Source organism: Meiothermus sp. (assembly GCF_025060375.1).
Lineage (GTDB): Bacteria > Deinococcota > Deinococci > Deinococcales > Thermaceae > Meiothermus.
The window spans coordinates 1-16,625 of sequence record NZ_JANXCG010000041.1; the positions used below are offsets into that span (position 1 = coordinate 1).

13 protein-coding genes, 1 tRNA gene and 1 pseudogene are annotated in these 16,625 nt (G+C 65.2%); 9 read left to right on the forward strand and 6 right to left on the reverse strand.

The genetic code is table 11. The annotated features are described in order from the left end of the window. On the reverse strand, window positions 1-545 hold a 545-nt coding region (locus NZ849_RS05300; RefSeq protein ID WP_295405034.1), incomplete at its 3' end, for a manganese catalase family protein. A gap of 100 nt (window positions 546-645) precedes the next feature. On the opposite strand from NZ849_RS05300, the gene NZ849_RS05305 reads away from it, so the two are divergent. Continuing rightward, a complete protein-coding gene (locus NZ849_RS05305) occupies window positions 646-1,575 on the forward strand; it encodes a LysR family transcriptional regulator (RefSeq protein ID WP_295405036.1) in 930 nt (309 codons plus the stop codon). Window positions 1,576-1,587: 12 nt separating this feature from the next. Beyond that, the gene (locus tag NZ849_RS05310) at window positions 1,588-2,535 is read left to right on the forward strand and encodes an L-threonylcarbamoyladenylate synthase (RefSeq protein ID WP_295405038.1); all 948 of its coding nucleotides are present in this window, start codon (window positions 1,588-1,590) and stop codon (window positions 2,533-2,535) included. Window positions 2,536-2,551: 16 nt separating this feature from the next. Here NZ849_RS05310 and metH read toward each other — a convergent pair whose 3' ends face one another. After that, the gene (gene metH, locus NZ849_RS05315) at window positions 2,552-6,145 is read right to left on the reverse strand and encodes a methionine synthase (protein WP_295405070.1); all 3,594 of its coding nucleotides are present in this window, start codon (window positions 6,143-6,145) and stop codon (window positions 2,552-2,554) included. Between the two features lie 122 nt (window positions 6,146-6,267). On the opposite strand from metH, the gene ade reads away from it, so the two are divergent. Genes ade through NZ849_RS05330 form a run of 3 tightly spaced genes read left to right on the forward strand, consistent with a single transcriptional unit; the run spans window position 6,268 to window position 9,937 of the window. Next, complete coding sequence (gene ade, locus NZ849_RS05320) at window positions 6,268-8,013, forward strand: adenine deaminase (RefSeq protein ID WP_295405041.1); 1,746 nt, start codon at window positions 6,268-6,270, stop codon at window positions 8,011-8,013. A gap of 6 nt (window positions 8,014-8,019) precedes the next feature. Continuing rightward, window positions 8,020-9,309: a guanine deaminase gene (guaD, locus tag NZ849_RS05325; protein ID WP_295405045.1), complete on the forward strand. Its 1,290-nt coding sequence runs from the start codon at window positions 8,020-8,022 to the stop codon at window positions 9,307-9,309. 16 nt (window positions 9,310-9,325) lie between these two features. Next, window positions 9,326-9,937, forward strand: coding sequence for an NUDIX domain-containing protein (locus NZ849_RS05330; RefSeq protein ID WP_295405048.1), 612 nt, complete (start codon window positions 9,326-9,328; stop codon window positions 9,935-9,937). Here NZ849_RS05330 and NZ849_RS05335 read toward each other — a convergent pair. Beyond that, window positions 9,873-10,406, reverse strand: a complete 534-nt coding sequence (locus NZ849_RS05335) for an Rrf2 family transcriptional regulator (RefSeq protein ID WP_295405051.1) — start codon at window positions 10,404-10,406, stop codon at window positions 9,873-9,875. The two genes, NZ849_RS05330 and NZ849_RS05335, sit on opposite strands and share 65 nt — an antisense overlap. A gap of 15 nt (window positions 10,407-10,421) precedes the next feature. Next, window positions 10,422-10,991, reverse strand: coding sequence for a DUF1294 domain-containing protein (locus NZ849_RS05340; protein WP_295405054.1), 570 nt, complete (start codon window positions 10,989-10,991; stop codon window positions 10,422-10,424). A gap of 84 nt (window positions 10,992-11,075) precedes the next feature. Here NZ849_RS05340 and NZ849_RS05345 point away from each other — a divergent pair, with 84 nt between their 5' ends. The 4 genes from NZ849_RS05345 to fni all read left to right on the forward strand — a co-directional run bounded on the left by NZ849_RS05345 (window position 11,076) and on the right by fni (window position 16,333). Further along, on the forward strand, window positions 11,076-12,821 hold the full coding sequence (locus NZ849_RS05345) for an acyl-CoA dehydrogenase family protein (protein ID WP_295405057.1): 1,746 nt from the start codon (window positions 11,076-11,078) through the stop codon (window positions 12,819-12,821). Between the two features lie 127 nt (window positions 12,822-12,948). After that, window positions 12,949-14,133: an acyl-CoA dehydrogenase family protein gene (locus tag NZ849_RS05350; protein WP_295405060.1), complete on the forward strand. Its 1,185-nt coding sequence runs from the start codon at window positions 12,949-12,951 to the stop codon at window positions 14,131-14,133. A 39-nt stretch (window positions 14,134-14,172) separates the two neighbouring features. Then, window positions 14,173-15,192 carry a phosphotransferase family protein gene (locus NZ849_RS05355; protein WP_295405064.1) on the forward strand — a complete coding sequence of 340 codons (1,020 nt, stop codon included), beginning with the start codon at window positions 14,173-14,175 and terminating at the stop codon, window positions 15,190-15,192. Window positions 15,193-15,313: 121 nt separating this feature from the next. Continuing rightward, entirely contained in the window at window positions 15,314-16,333 is a 1,020-nt protein-coding gene (gene fni, locus NZ849_RS05360; protein ID WP_295405067.1) for a type 2 isopentenyl-diphosphate Delta-isomerase, read from the forward strand. Window positions 16,334-16,361: 28 nt separating this feature from the next. Here the strand turns inward: fni and NZ849_RS05365 are convergent. Both NZ849_RS05365 and NZ849_RS05370 read right to left on the reverse strand, forming a co-directional pair. Next, window positions 16,362-16,438 (reverse strand) — tRNA-Met (locus tag NZ849_RS05365). Between the two features lie 41 nt (window positions 16,439-16,479). Continuing rightward, a pseudogene (locus NZ849_RS05370) lies at window positions 16,480-16,625 on the reverse strand (integrase core domain-containing protein); the annotation flags it as partial.

Here is a 16,625-nt window from a genome sequence, read left to right on the forward strand (position 1 = left end):
AGGAGGTAGCCGATCATCTCCCGGGCCACGGGGTTTTGCGTCATCTCGTAAACCCGCAGCTTGTGCGTGCGGGCGGCCACCTCCAGGAAGAAGTTGTGCAGGAGGTCCAGGATGAGGTTGCCGCTGGTGAAGACGTACTCCCCGTGCCAATGCTCCCCCATGGCTCCCATCACCAAGCTGTTGGCCCCGCCGGCGATGAAGTGGGCGGCGTTGCGGGCGTCCTTGGCGTAGCCCAGGGGAGCGCTCACCGGGTCTACGCCCTCCTCCAGGTCCTGCCCCGGGTTCTTGGCCAGGAGGCTGTTGATGGTGGCCGCCACCAGCTCAATGTGCCCCAGCTCCTCGGTGGCGATGTTGGCGATGAGGTCGTAGTAGGGCTTGAGGGCCTTCTTCCCCCGGAAGTTGAAGGACTGGTACATGTAGTTCATCAGGGTGGACATCTCCCCGAAGCGCCCTCCCAGGAGGGCCTGCACCGCGGCGGCGGCGTTGGGGTCTTGCTCCTTGGGCATGGGCAGTTCAATCTGCAAGCGGTCTATTCTCAGAAACATCTCCAACCTCCTGCCCGGCTGCTCCGGGCAGTCTCTACCCTAAGGGGGCTCGCGGAATAAGTCCAATAGATTGTGAACTCCCCCAGTATAAACTGGATTTATGACATTGGAGCAACTCCGGTACCTGGTGGCCCTGGCGGAGGAGGGAAGCTTTACCCGGGCCGCAGAGCGGGTCTACCTGACCCAACCCGCCTTGAGCGTGCAGATACGCCGGCTCGAGGAGGAGCTTGGAGTACGGCTTTTTGAGCGGGCCAGACGCCCTTTGGAACCCACCGAGGTGGGCTGGGCGGTGGTGGCCCAGGCGAGGCGGGTGTTGGAGGAGGTGGAGAGGCTCAAGGCCCTGGCCCGAGGGGAGGAGGGGGTGTTTCAGGGGCCCTTCCGCATCGGGGTTATCCCCACCCTGGCCCCCTATCTGCTGCCCCGCCTGCTACCCCGGCTCAACGAGCGGTGGCCTGGGCTCGAGCTCTCGGTGCGGGAGGAGCTGACCCCGGGAATTCTGCAGGCCCTCCTGGAGGGTCGGCTGGATGCCGGCCTGATCGGAACCCCCGAGCGGCTGGCAGGCCTCGAGCTCACCCCGCTCTTTGAGGAGAGTTTTGTCGCCTATGTGGCCCCCAGCCATCCCCTCTACGCCCGTCCAGCGCTTCACCCCCTGGAGATACCCCTCGAGGACACCTGGGTCCTCTCCGAAGGGCACTGCTTTCGCGAGCAGATTCTCTCGGTCTGCCGGCCCGGCTTGCCTCGGCGGCGGGTGGAGTTCCAAAGCGGCGACCTGGAGACCCTGGTGCACCTGGTGGAGGAGGTGGGGGGACTCACCCTGCTGCCCGAGGTCGCCCTTTGGACCCTAGCCGAGCCCAGATGGACCCGCCTGCGCCCTCTGGCCCCTCCAGGGGCGGGCCGCACGGTCTACCTGGTCTGCCGGGAGGGGGCCTTGAAGCGGCCGGTGGCCCAGGCCCTTGGGGAGGAAGCCCGCTGGGTTTTCCAGAGGCTGGAGCGGCCCCCAGGCTTGGCGCGGGAAGGGCGTCTGCTATGATGGCCGGGTTGTATGGTGGTACCTCCGACTGAAGAGAGCCTCCAACGCGCCGCGGCAATTCTGCGCTCAGGTGGGCTGGTGGCTTTCCCCACTGAGACGGTTTACGGCCTAGGGGCCAGCGCCCTTGACGCCCAAGCGGTGGCCCGAATTTTTGAGGTCAAGGGCCGCCCCACCTTCAACCCCCTGATCGTGCACGTTGCCGAAAGGGGGATGCTGCCCCAGGTGGTGGAGGCGGTGCCCCCCTTGGCAGAAGAACTCATGGATCGCTTCTGGCCTGGTCCCCTTACCCTGGTGCTACCCAAGTCCGGGCAAATTCCCAGCCTGGTCACCGCGGGCCTGCCCACCGTGGCGGTGCGGATGCCCGCCCACCCGGTGGCGCTGGAGCTGATCCGCCAAGCAGGGGTGCCGGTGGCCGCTCCCAGCGCCAACCCCTTCGGGTATCTGAGCCCCACCCGGGCAGAGCACGTCGAGCGAACTCTGGGCAGCCGGGTAGACCTGATCGTGGACGGGGGGCGCACCCAGTTTGGGGTGGAATCCACCATCCTCTGGCTAGGGGAACGGCCGCTGCTCCTGCGGCACGGGGCGGTACCGCAGGAGGCGCTGGAGGAGGTACTGGGACCGATAGAGCCGCAGGTGGGACCGAGGCAACAGCCCCTGGTGCCGGGCCAGCTCTCCCAGCACTACGCTCCTCGCACGCCGATCCGTATGGCGTACCCCCACGAGGTTGCCCCAGAGGAGCGCAAGGAGGCCGGCTACCTGGCCTTCCGCGATGTACCCAGGGGCTTCAAGGTGGTCAAGGTGCTCTCCCCCACCGGCGACCTGCGGGAGGCCGCGGCACACCTGTTTGAGGCCCTGCACCAGCTCGACCGGCTCGGTCTTAGGGCCATCTACGCTGAGCCGGTGCCAGAGGTGGGCCTGGGCCGGGCCATTATGGACCGGCTCAGGAGGGCCTCGAGCTGAAGGCTGGAGGGGTGAACTACAGGTTGAAGTACTTGGCCTTGGGGTGGTGCACGATGATGGCGCTGGTGGACTGCTCCGGTATGAGCTGGTACTCCTCGCTGAGCTCTATGCCCACCTCCTGCCACTTTAGAAGCTCCTGCAGGTACTTTTGGTCTTCCAAGCGGGGGCAGGCCGGATAGCCGAAGCTGTAGCGGCTGCCCTGGTAGCCCTGCCGGAAAAGCTCCTCTAGGCTGGTGGCATCGTCCTGAGCGATGTCTAACTGCTGCCGGATGCGCTTGTGCCAGTACTCGGCCAGGGCCTCGGCCATCTCCACCGAGAAGCCGTGCAGGTAGAGGTAGTCTTGGTAAGCGTCGGACTGGAAGAGCTTTTGCGCCACCTCCGAGACCTTGCGGCCCATGGTCACCACCTGGGCAGCAAGCACGTCGCGAGCACCGTTGGCCCAGGCCGCTGGGGGAAACCAGGTCTGCTCGTCGCCAATAGGCGCGGCAAAGCGAGGGCGGAAGAAGTCGGCGATGCAGAGGTGGCGGGAGCTAGGACCCATTTGGCGAGGAAAGTTGAAGCGGAAAAGCTCCTGACCGGACTCCGGGTCAAAAACGATGAGGTCATTTTTGTCGGAGGCCACCGGCCAGTAGCCGTAGACCACCGCAGGCTCGAGCCAGCCCTCCCCAATGGCCTGTAGCACCATCTCCTCGAACATGGGCTCGGCCAGGCGCTCCAGGTAGGCCTCGTACTCCGCCTGGCTCATCTCGCCCCTGCGAAAGCCCCACTGCCCCCGGAAGAGGGCGTTCTTGTTTACGTAACGGGAGATGACCCCAATCTCCAGCTCACCGCTGTCCACCACCCGGCGCCCCCAAAAGGGCGGCCTGGGAATGCGGGGGGCAGGCGGGGTGTTGGAGGGGATGTATTCAGAACCAGCCATAAGCTTCTCCTGAAGAATTTCGTAGGCGGTCTTGTACTTCTGCCCGCTTACCTCCCGGCTGGTAAGGCGCGGGGGAGCGTGGCCGGTCAGCTCCTCCATAATCTGCAAGCCGTCGAAGGCGTCGGAGGCGTAGTACACCGGACCGGTGGTGTAGGTTCGGCGAAGGTCGTTTTCCACATAGTGCCGGTTCAGAGCGGCCCCGCCCAGTACCACCGGGATGCTGTAGCCGCGCGCAGCCATGTACTCTAGGTTCTCCTTCATCACCACGGTGCTCTTGACCAGGAGCCCGCTCATCCCCACCGCGTCGGGCTTGTGCTGCTCCACCGCGGCTAAAATCTCCTCAATGGGCTTTTTGATGCCCAGGTTGACCACCTTGTAGCCGTTGTTGGAGAGGATGATGTCCACCAGGTTCTTTCCGATGTCGTGCACATCCCCCTTGACCGTGGCCAGCACCATGGTGCCCTTGTGCACCCCCTCCAGCCGCTCCATGCGCGGCTCGAGAAAGCGCACCGCGGCCTTCATGGTCTCAGCGGCCTGCAAAACGAAGGGGAGCTGCATCTTGCCCTCGCCGAAGAGGTCCCCCACCACCTTCATCCCCTCCAGCAGGATTTTGTTGATGATGTCCACGGGGTTGTAGAGCTTCAGGGCCTCCTCGAGGTCGGCCTCGAGGCCCACCTTGCGTCCCTCGATGATGCGCTTTTTGAGCCGCTCCTCCACTGGAAGCCCAACCAAAGGGTCGCGGCCGGTGCTCTTCTCAACCTTGTGCTTGGCGAAGTAGTCCACATAGGCGAACAGGGGGTCGTGCACCACCTCGCCTTCGGGGCTCAAGACCCGCCGGTCGTAGATGAGGTCAAGGGCCAGCCGGTAGGCTTCCTCAGGAATCTGGGAGATAGGGAGAATCTTTCCCGCGTTCAGGATGGCCGCGGTTAGGCCAGCCTTCACGCACTCGTCCAGGAAGACCGAGTTGAGCACCACCCGGGCTTGCGGCGAGAGGCCGAAGGAAACGTTGGAGATGCCCAGGATGAAGCCCACCTCAGGCAGAAGCTCCCGTACCCGTCGGATGCCCTCAATCGTCCACATGGCGAGTTTGCGGGTGTCCTCATCGCCTTGGGTGATGGGAAAGGTAAGCAGATCGAAGAGGATGGAGCTGCCGGGAATGCCGTGCACCCGGGTGAGCCGCTCGTACATCCTTAGGGCAATCTCCACCTTGCGCTCAGGGGTCTTGGCCATCCCGGCCTCTTTGTCCTCGTCTATGGTCAGGGCCACCAGGGCGGCCCCGTGCTGCTTGGCTAGGGCAGCGATCCGGTCAAACTTCTCCAGGCCGTCCTCGAGGTTGACCGAGTTCAGGATAGCCCTCCCCCCCAGGTGTTTGAGGGCTTCCTCCATCACCTCCGGCTGGGTGGTGTCGACCATGATGGGAATGGGCACGCTGGTGGCGAAGCGCCGGATGACCTCCCGCATGTCCCGCACCTCATCGCGCCCTGTCCAGGCCACCGACACATCCAGCACGTGGGCCCCTTCGGCTACCTGCTCATGGGCCAGCGCCTCCATCCCGTCAAAGTCGCCGGCAAACAGGAGTTCGCGGAACTTTTTGCTCCCGGTGGCATTGGTGCGCTCACCCACCAGCAGGATGCCGGTGTCCTGCCGCAGGGGTACGCTTTGGTAAAGGCTCGCTACCTGGGCGAAGGCGTTTTCCCGCCGGCCCTGCCAGGCTGGGCGGCCGCTTTTGGCCCCTGAGAGGGCCTCGGCCAGGGCTTTGATGTGGTCTGGGCCGGTGCCGCAACACCCCCCCACCGCGTTCAGGCCGTACTCCTGAACAAACTTCCGGTGCCAGCGAACCAGCTCAGCTGGGGTCAGGTCAAACACCGCCCGTCCCCCCTCGTTGCGGGGCAGGCCCGCGTTGGGAAGGCAGGCGGTGAAGCGCGTGGTGTGCTGGCAGAAGTGGCGGATGTGGGAGTCCATCAGGTCAGGGCCCACCGCGCAGTTCATCCCCACCACGTCTACGGGTAGATTTTCCAGCACGGTGAGGGCGGCGGCGTCGTCGGTGCCCACGAGCATGGTGCCGGTGGGCTCCAGCGTAACCTGCACCTGCAGCGGCACCTCCCGTTCCACGTCCCGCATGGCTTGGCGCACCGCCAGCACGGCGCAGCGCACCTGCAGAATGTCCTGGCAGGTCTCCAGCAGGATCAGGTCCACCCCACCCTGCAAGAGCCCCCGGGCGGCAGTGCGGTAGGACTCAAACATCTCGGCCCAGCCTATCTGCCCTAGGGAGATGAGCTTGGTGCCAGGACCCAGCGCCCCTGCCACAAAGCGGGGCTTTTCCGGACGGCTGTAGCCATCGGCCACCTGGCGGGCCAGCCGGGCGGCCTCAAAAGCCAGGTCCTCAGCCTCGGCCTCGAGGTTGTACTCCGAGAGGACGTGGGGCAGGCAGCCAAAGGTGTTGGTCTCTATAACATCAGCCCCGGCCTCGAGGTAGCTCCTGTGGATGGCCGCAATTACGTCGGGGCGGGTGCGGTTTAGGATTTCTGGGCAGCCGCTGTAGGCCTCCCCCCCGTAGTCGGCCTCGGTCAGGTTGTGCTTGAAAATCTCGGTGCCCATGGCCCCGTCAAAGACGAGAACCCGTTCTGAAAGGGCCTTTAGATAGGGGAAAGCCCGCACCCGCACTTCACGCCGGTAGCCCTCCGAACCCAAGGGCTCTAAACCCTGCTCGGCGAAGAAGTCTCGAGGTACCCTTGCACCCACAAGGACTATTCTAGGGTATACCAAAAACCCGCTTGCAGCCCGCTGGCCCCCTCCGATACCATTCAGCCAGCATGCACCCCACGTCCGCCGAAATTCAACACGCAGTGGATGTGGCCATGGGCCGAGCAGGGGGAAGCCTGCTTCTGAAAAACGCCCGGCTGGTTAACGTCTTCAGCCTGACCGTGCAGCACACCCACATCCTGCTGGCAGGGCCCCTGGTGGCGGCGGTGGGCCTGGAGTACGCCGAGGCCCAGGCCCAGGAGGTGCTCGACCTGGAGGGGCGGTACGTGGCCCCTGGCCTCATAGACGGGCACGTCCACCTGGAAAGCTCCTTGGTCACCCCTGCCGAGTACGCCCGGGGGGTGGTGCCCAGGGGCGTAACGGGGGTGGTGACCGACCCGCACGAGATTGCCAACGTAGCAGGTGCGGCGGGTGTGGAATGGCTTCTGGAAGCCAGCGAAGGGTTGCCGCTGGAGGTCTGGGTAACGGTGCCTTCCTCGGTTCCCTCCACCCCCATGGAAACCAGCGGCGCAGCGCTGGGCCTGGCGGAGATGGAGCGGCTGCTGGCCCACCCGCGGGTGGTGGGGGTGGCTGAACTCATGAGCTTCCCGGCCATCCTGGCAGCCGAGGCGGGCGAGCTCGAGAAGGTTCGGCTGGCTGAACGCTTCGGCAAGTCGCCCGAGGGCCACGCCCCCACCCTGACGGGCCGGTCCCTGCAGAGCTACCTGGCCACCGGCATCGCCTCCGACCACGAGAGCACCACCTTGGAGGAGGGGCGGGCCAAGCTCGAGGCGGGCTGCTTCCTGATGGTGCGGGAGGGCTCCACCACCCGCAACCTGGCGGCTCTGGCCCCCCTGCTCCGCCCCGAGCACGGCGACCGCATCGGGCTGGTGACGGACGACCGGCTGCCCTCCGATCTGCTGCGGGAAGGCGGAGTGGACTTCCTGGTGCGCAAGTCCATCGCCCTGGGGGTAGACCCGGCCTATGCGGTGCGGGCCGGGAGCTACAACGTGGCGCGGCACTTCGGTCTGCGGCGACGGGGCGCGGTGGCCCCAGGGTTCCAGGCCGACCTGGTCATTCTGGATGATCTGCGAACCTTCGCTGCCGCCCGGGTCTACGGGCGGGGTCGGCTGGTCGCTGAAGGGGGGCAGCTCATGGCCGATCTACCCAAAGCCAAGGCTTCGGCAGCGGTTGCCCGCACCGTAAAATTGCCCGAGCTGCACCCCCACGACCTGCGGATTCCGGCTCGGCGGGGCCGGGTTCGGGTGGTGCGGGCCATTCCCCACCAGGTGCTGACGGTCGAGGAGCGCCTCGAGCCCACCGTGCGGGACGGCGAGGTGGTGGCTGACCCCGCGCGCGACCTGGCCAAGCTGGTCTGCATAGAACGCCACGGCAAGGGCGGGCGGATTGGCAAGGGGCTGGTCACGGCCTTTGGCATCCAAAAAGGGGCCTTGGCCTGTACGGTGGGGCACGACCACCACAACCTGATGGCCGTAGGGGTCTCGGACACCGACATCGTGCTGGCTGCCAGGAGGCTTGAGGCCCTAGGGGGCGGCATGATTGCTGTGGCCGACGGCCAGGTGCTGGCCGAGCTGGCCCTGCCCATCGCGGGCCTGATCGCCGACGAGCCGCTGGAGGGGGTTGACGCCAAGCTACAGGCCCTCGAGGCCGCCGCCCGGGGGCTGGGGGTTACCCTGCCTGACCCCTACATGGTGCTCTCGTTTCTCGGTCTGGCCGTCATCCCCGAGCTGCGCCTCACCGACCATGGTCTGGTGGACGTGCGGCAGGGAGCCCTAGTGGAGCTCTTTGTAGAATAGGTCGGCATGGTCATCCTGCGCGGCCTAATCGCCCACACCCCCAAAAACCCCTTTCATGAGGCCGAGGCTTTGCAGGCCTTTTCCGATGGGGGCCTGGCCTTTCAGGAAGGCCGCATCCTGGCTTTGGGTAGCTTCGCCGAGGTGCGGGCCCGGTTTCCCGACGCAAGCGTGCAGGACTGCCGCGAGGGGGTCCTGCTGCCGGGGTTGGTGGACACCCACGTGCACTACCCCCAAACCCGGGTGATTGGGGCCATGGGCTACACGCTTCTGGACTGGCTGCAAAAGCGCACCCTTCCCCTGGAGGCCCGGCTTTCTGACAACAAGCTGGCCCGGGAGCTGGCCCGGGAGTTCGTCCAGCTGCTCCTGCGCAACGGCACCACCACCGCTCTGGTCTTCGGCTCCCACTTCCAGGGAGCCACCGCCAACCTCTTCGGGGCCGCCGAGGACGTGGGGCTCCGCATCATCGCAGGGCAGGTATGTTCAGACCGTCTTCTGCTCCCCGCGCTCCACACCACCCCCGAGCGAAGCTACACCGAGCAGAAAATGCTCATCCAGCGCTTTCACCGCCGGGGCAAGCTGCGCTACGCGGTCACCCCACGCTTCTCCCTCTCGGCCTCGGAGGGGCTGCTCGAGGTCTGCCAGACCCTCCTGCAGGAACACCCCGACCTGCACTTCACCACCCACCTCAACGAGAACCTCGAGGAAATCCGCACCGTAGCCGAGCTCTTCCCCTGGAGCGAGCACTACCTCCAGACCTACGACCGCTTCGGCCTGGTAGGGGAGCGCTCGGTCTTCGCCCACAACGTCCACCCCACCGAGGCCGAACTCCTTCGGCTGGCCGAGGCCAGGGCCGCGGTGGCCCACTGCCCAAGCTCCAACGCCTTCATTGGCAGCGGCCTTTTCCCTATGCGGCAGCACCTATCCCACGGGGTTCGCTTTGCCCTGGGCTCGGACGTGGGCGGCGGAACTGGCTTCAGCCTGATTAAGGAGGGGCTGATGGCCTACCTGACCCAGCGCCATGCACCGGATGGGGTGAGGCTCACCCCGACCCACCTCCTGTACCTGGCTACGCTGGCCGGGGCCGAGGCCCTGGGCCTGGAGGGGGAGATAGGCAGCTTAGCCCCCGGCAAGGCCGCCGACGTGATCTGGGTCAGGCCGGAGCCGGGCAGCACCCTGGAGGTGCACTTCCGCCACCTGGACTCGGCCGAAGACCTGCTGGGCTCGCTCTTCACCCTGCACGGCGAGGCCAGGGTGCAAAAGGTCTGGCTGGACGGGCAGGAAGCGGCCCTGAGCTGATGGTATCCTGGGCCGCATGGAGCGGGTTTACGTCCTCCCAGCCTCGGCCTTTCCCCCCGCGGGGGATGGCCTGATGCCCCTCGAGCCCGGGCTGCTCAAAAAAATAGAGCGCGAAGGGTTCTTTCTGGAGCGCACCCAGGCCGAGGAAGACCCCTCCTACCGCCAGGTCATCCCCTACGCCCTGGTGCGCTACGGGGACCGCTACTTGCTGATGCGGCGCAAGGGGGGCAACGAGGCCCGGTTGCGCGGCCTCTATACCCTGGGGGTGGGGGGGCACATCAACCCCGAAGACCAGGGGGTCAACCCCCTGCTGGACGGCCTGCGCCGCGAACTGCTGGAGGAGGTCGGGGTGAGGCGCTACACCGCCCGGCCGATGGGCCTGATTGTGATGTCCGACACGCCGGTGAGTCGGGTGCACGCCGGGGTGGTGTTTTTGGTGGACTCCGAGGACCAACCCCAGGTGGCGGAGCCCGAGAAGCTGGAGGGCTGGCTGGCCACCCCGGAGGAGGTGCACGCGGTCTACGACCGGCTCGAGGGCTGGTCGCAGGTGGTGGTGGACCGGCTTAGGGGCCAGCAGGGGCTCGAGGGGGCCGGTTCCCCCTGGCACGCCTCTGGCTCGGCCGGGTGAGCAGCTCGCTTGCGGGAAGCAGGTGCCCCAAGCACTCCGTGTAGTCTATGCCCTGCATGAAATCGGCGGCTAGGTCGGCCACACTAACCCGGCTCAGGCTCTCCAGCACAGCATCCCGCACCTTGAGCCAGACACGCCCGCGGGCCCAACAACGCCCTTCCTCCACACACGGCTTGGGCCAGTTGAGGCTGACACAGGCCAAGGGGGCGATGGGACCGTCCACCGCTCGGATTACGTCGCGCAGGTTAATCTCCTCCGGCGGACGGGGCAGGGCGTAGCCCCCACCCTGCCCCTTTTTGGAGACCACCAGGTTGTGCCCCACCAGCGCGGCCAGGATGCGCACCAGGTAGGTATGCCTGACCCCGGTGGCCCGGCTCAGCTCCTCGCTGCCCACAAAACGCCCTGGGGGTTGGGTGCCCAGGTAGCCCAGAGTCTTTAGAGCGTAAATATCGGTTTTAGAAAGGCGCATGGGTTCAATTTAGCCCTACCGGCAGGCCTTAAACCAGGCCACAACCCCCAGAAAGCCCACCAGGGCCACTCCTGTCCAGCTATTCTGAAGGTACTGCGCGCTGCCCACCAGGGCGAGATGAAAAAATCCGATAAGCCAGAAGTCGGTCTGAAAGCTCTCCTTACGGCTTTTGTGTCGAAAGAGCTTCTGGGCTAAAAGCCCTCCGGGCCAGCCCCCGAAAAACTCCATCAAGTGGAGCTGCCTCTCCGGTACCCTCCAGTAGCCCTCCAATTGGCCCCGCAGCCGGAGCTTCTCATTCTGCACGGCCCGCCACTTGTCCACGCCGTAGCGAAAGAAAGTGACCAGTCCCATCGGCAAGTAGGCCAGCACCAGGGCCTGAGCAAGGGAGAGGGACAGGGCTTGAAGGGAGGCGAGGAAGTCCATCCCGCCAGGGACCACCCGCAGCCCTAGGTAGACGAGCCCCAACAATGAGAGCAAGAAAGCGGGGATACCCACCAGGACTTGGAGCAGATACCAGGCCAGCAGCAAGAGCTGCCACGCCAAGCTACGGACCACCTCAAGCAGATACAGCACCGCACCTCTCATGCCTGGCTAATATAGCCAGCGTTGACGGGGGGTTGGGCGGCTGATAAACTTTGACTTAGTACAAGTTCCCCCGAGGTGCGAAGTATGGTTGCGGACAGGAAGCTTTACAGCAAAGGCGGCGGCTGGCTTTTGGAGAGCCCGGAGAAGGTCTTCACCCCCGAAGACTTCGACGAGACCACGCGCATGATTCAGGAGACCGTGCGGCAGTTTGTGGAGAAGGAGTACCGCCCGCTGGCCGAGGCTATGGAGCACGGGGCATTGGAGCACAACATCTCCCTCCTGCGGAAGTGCGGTGAGCTGGGGCTCCTGGGCGTAGAGGTGGGCGAGGAGTACGGCGGCCTTGACCTGCCCAAAACCGTGAGCACCGTCATCGCCGAGGCCCTGGCAGGAACCGGTGGCTTCAGCGTGACCTACGGAGTCCAGACCAGCATCGGCCTTCTGCCCCTGGTCTACTGGGGCACCAAGGAGCAGAAGGATAAATACCTGGCCAAGCTGGTCTCGGGCGAACTCATCGCGGCCTACTGCCTCACCGAGCCTCAGTCGGGCTCCGATGCCATGGGGGCAAAGACCCGCGCCGAGCTCTCTGAGGACGGCAGATACTACATCCTCAACGGAACCAAGATGTGGATCTCCAATGCCGGATTTGCCCACCTCTTCACCGTCTTCGCCAAGACCAAGGAGGGCCTCACGGCCTTCCTGGTCGAGCGCGATACCCCGGGGCTGCGCTTTGGGGGCGAGGAGAAGAAAATGGGCATCAAGGCCTCCAGCACCCGCCAGATCTTCCTGGAGGATGTCAAGGTACCCGTGGAAAACGTCCTGGGTGAGCTGGGCAAGGGGCACAAGATCGCCTTCAACGTGCTCAACGTGGGCCGCTACAAGCTAGGGGCGGGGGCCATTGGCGGGGCCAAGGGAGCTTTGGCCCTCTCGGCCAAGTACGCGAAGGAGCGCGTAGCCTTCGGCCAGCCCATCGCCAACTTCGGCCTCATCCAGCAGAAGCTGGCTGAGATGGCCACCCGCATCTTCGCCGGGGAGAGCGCGGTCTACCGCACCATGGGCCTGATCGACGAGGCGCTTTCGGGTCTGGATAAGGCCAACGCCGCCGAAGCAGTGCTGAAGGGCATCGAGGAGTATGCTGTCGAGGCCAGCATCATCAAGGTGCTGGGCTCCGAGGTGCTAGACTACGTGGTGGACGAAGGCGTGCAGATTCACGGAGGCTACGGCTACTCCGCTGAGTACGAGATCGAGCGGGCCTACCGCGACAGCCGCATCAACCGCATCTTCGAGGGCACCAACGAGATCAACCGCTTGCTGATTCCCGGTATGCTGTTGCGCCGGGCTATGAAGGGCGAGCTACCCCTCTTTGAGGCGGCCATGAAGCTTCAGAAGGAGTTGCTGGAGCCCTCCTTCGAGGAACCCGAGGACAAGGAGATGGCGGCCCTACAGGGGCTCAAGAAGCTAGCCCTAGCGGTGCTGGGTCTGGCCGCGCTCAGGTTTGGGCCGAAGGTGGAGGAGGAGCAGGAGGTGCTGGCGGTAGCGGCCGACATCCTAATTGACGTCTACGCCGCGGAGAGCACCCTGTTGCGGGCCCGCCGGCTGGCCGATTCGGTCTACACCCAGATGGCCCAGCTTTACCTGCACCAGGCGCTTGACCGGGCCCAGGTTGCCTCCCTCTCCATCCTGCCCCGTCTGGCTGAGGGCGACGATATGCGCCTCATGGCCTCTGCAGCCCGCCGCCTGACCAAACACGAGCTGCTGGACCTGGTGGCCTTGCGCCGGCGGATTGCCGCTAGGGTCCTGGAAGCGGAGGGGTACCCCCAGCCCAAAGCCTAGCCGGATTCGGCTGGTTAGGTACCGTTGGGGATGCTCGGAGGCTTGCCCTAGCAGGCCCCGGGCATTTTCTCGTCCCTTGGGTAGCCGCCCCTTTGCTCCTATGAGTCCAAGCGATAAGCTTAGGCTGATGACCCCCAACCCCATCCATGAAGTTCGGGCCTTCGTGGAGGAGAAGGTGCAGCCGCTGGAGCTCCGCTTCCTCCAGGAGGGCTTTGGGGCAGTGGAACCGGCCTTGCAAGCGCTTCGGAATCAGGTCAAATCCCGGGGTTGGTGGCTACCCCCCCTGCCCAAGCCCTGGGGGATGGGCCTTTCCTTGAGCGAATTTGCCCGCTGGAGTGAGGAGTTAGGCCGCAGCCCGCTAGGCCACTACGTCTTTAACACCCAAGCCCCCGACATCGGCAACATGGAGGTACTACTAAAACACGGCAGCCAGGCGCAAAAGGAGCGTTTTCTGGAGCCGCTGGCCTCTGGGGAAGTGCGCAGCGCCTTCGCCATGACCGAACCCGAGCACGCGGGCTCCAACCCGGTCTGGCTCTCCACCCGGGCGGTGCTCGAGGGGGACGAATGGGTTATCTGGGGCCACAAGTGGTACACCACCGGGTTCGAGGGCTCGGCATTCTGCATCGTGATGTGCGTAACCGACCCCGAGCAGCCCAACCCCTACGCTCGAGCCAGCCTGATCATCGTGCCGAGCAACGCCCCAGGCCTCAAAAAGGTACGCAAGATACCGGTGATGGGGGAGGAGGGGGAGGGCTGGGCCAGCCATGCGGAGCTGCGCTTTGAAGGGGTACGGGTCCCGCGGGAAAACCTACTGGGGGAGCGGGGACGGGGCTTTGCCATCGCCCAAGAGCGGCTTGGTCCGGGCCGCATCCACCACTGCATGCGCTGGGTGGGCATAGCCCAGCGGGCCCTCGAGCTCACCTGCGCCTACGCCGCTCGGCGGGAGCTGGCCCCAGGAAAACCCCTGGCCTCACGTCAGGCTGTGCAGCACCTGATCGCAGAGTCGCAGGCCGAGGTTCATGCGGCCCGCCTAATGGTGCTGGACGCCGCTGAAAAGCTGGAAAAGCTGGGAGCAGAGCAGGCCAGGATGGAGATATCAGCGGCAAAGTTTTTCGTGGCCGGGGTGCTCCAGCGGGTCTTGGACCGGGCCATCCAGGTGCACGGAGGGCTCGGCTTGTCCGACGAAACCCCTCTGGCCTACTTTTACCGCCACGAGCGGGCCGCCCGCATCTACGACGGAGCCGACGAGGTACACAAAACCGTGGTGGCCCGGACCTTGCTTAGGACCTACGGGGTGGAGGTATCGCTCTGAGGCTTTCGGGGGAGAGACGTGACTGACCAAGCAGCGCCGGTGCGCAAGGGTGAAGAGCTGGACGTCGCCGCACTGGAGGCCTACCTGAACAACCACCTGCCAGCGGGGGGGCGGCTTGAGGTCTTGCAGTTTCCCCACGGCTACTCCAACCTCACCTACCTCTTGCGCTTGGGCCAACAGGAGCTGGTGCTGCGCCGGCCCCCTTTTGGGGCCGACATCAAGAGCGCCCACGATATGGGGCGGGAATATCGGATTCTCAGGGCACTCTGGCCCGTTTACCCTAGGGTTCCAAGGCCCCTGCTCTACTGCGAGGACGAAAGCGTGCTAGGCGCACCCTTTTATGTGATGGAGCGCCTCCATGGGGTGATTCTACGAACAGAGGCCCCGGAGGGCTTGACCCCTGTGCGGATGCGGAGGGTCTGTGAGGCTGCGCTGGAGGCGTTGGTCGAGCTGCACAGCCTAGACTACGCCAAAGCTGGCCTTGCTGACCTGGGGCGGCCTGAGGGGTACGTGGAGCGGCAGGTACGGGGCTGGACCGAGCGCTACCAGAAGGCCCGCACCGAGGAGGTGCCTGGTATGGAGCAGGCCATGGCCTGGCTTCCAGCTCATCTACCCCAGCCTCAGCCCGCAGCCCTCATCCACAACGACTTCAAGTACGACAACCTGATGTTTGACCCAGGACTCGAGCAGGTGGTGGCGGTGCTGGACTGGGAGATGGCCACCCTGGGCGACCCCTTGATGGACCTGGGCACTACCCTGGCCTACTGGGCCGAGGCCGACGATCCAGCAGGCCTCAGGGGCTTCGGCCTCACCCACCTACCGGGCAACTACCGTCGGGCCGAGCTGGTGGCGGCTTACGCCGAGCGTACCGGCCGGGATGTTTCGGAGATCCTCTTCTACTACGTTTTCGGCCTCTTCAAGGTAGGCGTCATCATGCAGCAAATCTATGCTCGCTACCAGAAAGGCCTGACCCGGGACACCCGCTTCGCCATCCTCATCCATCTGATACGCGAGGTGGGGCACAAGATTCAAAAGGCCCTGGACACCGGGAGGCTTTGAAGCCGGCCTTCGGGAAACGTCCAAGGCCGTAGGGGGGCAAAGGCCACCGCCTCAGTCTGGCTGGGAGGGTAGGCTGGACCCACAAACCCCTCCCATCCGTTGGGTAGAATCCTCACAGACCGTGGACAGCGTCCCAGACATCCAGACCCGCAAACGAAGGCACCTCGAGGTCTGCTTGAGCGAAGACGTTGGCTTCACCCGCCTGACCCCTGGCTTCGAACGCTACCGCCTGCGCTACCAAGCCTTCCCAGAGCTAGCCCTAGCCGACGTGGACCTCACCACCCTCTTTCTAGGTAAGCGCTTGCGGGCACCCTTTCTGATCGGTGCCATGACCGGAGGGGAGATCAACGGGGCCCGGATCAACCGGGCCCTAGCCCAGGCGGCCGAACGGCTGGGTGTGGGCATGATGCTGGGGAGCCAGCGGGTGATGCTCGAGCGCCCAGAGGCCCGGAGTAGCTTCCAGGTACGCGATGTAGCCCCCTCGGTCCTTCTAGTGGGCAACCTGGGGCTGGCCCAGCTCAACAAGGGGTATGGCCCGGAGGAGCTTCGGCAGGCCGTGTCGCTGGTGGGGGCGGACGCTCTGGCCCTGCACACCAACCCCTTGCAGGAAGCCCTTCAACCGGGAGGTGACACCGATTTCCGCGGACTTTTGGCCAAGCTAGAGACCCTTCTGCCCAAGCTGCCTTTCCCGGTGCTGCTGAAGGAGGTGGGACATGGCATCGGAAGGGAAACGGCCAGCCTGCTCGCTGGCCTCCCCATTGCCGCGCTGGACGTGGCCGGGGCCGGAGGGACCAGCTGGGCTAAGGTAGAGGAGCTGGTCCACTATGGCCGCGTCCTCCACCCTGAGTTGGTGGAGATGGGCATTCCCACTGCAGAGGCCTTGGTGGAGTGCCGGGAAAGCCTCCCCCACACTCCCCTGGTGGCCTCCGGAGGCATCCGAAGCGGCACCGACGCAGCCAAAGCCCTGGCGCTGGGGGCCGATGTGGTAGCGGTGGCCCGCCCCCTGCTCAAACCCGCCCTAGAAGGCCCCGAAGCAGTGGTGGCCTGGATTGAAAATTTCCTGCACGAGCTGAGGGTGGCCCTCTACGCACTTGGCGCCCGCACCCCCCAGGAAGCCAGAGGGCGCATCGAGCGGATGTGAAAAGGCCCGGTTCACCCGGGCCTGCTTCTGGTTGCGGGGGTAGGATTTGAACCTACGACCTTCGGGTTATGAGCCCGACGAGCTACCAGACTGCTCCACCCCGCGGCGCACAGCCTTCCTATGTTAGCAAAAAAGCCCCCTTTGGTCAAGGGATTGTAGTCGGTCAACACATTTGAGACTCTGTGGGGACCGCCTCTCCCCGTATTCTAGCCAGGTACTCTAAAGGGGCCAGGCCCCCCAAGGCCCGGTGGGGTCGCCGGCGGTTGTAGTGGTCCAGGTAGGCGTCAAGCTC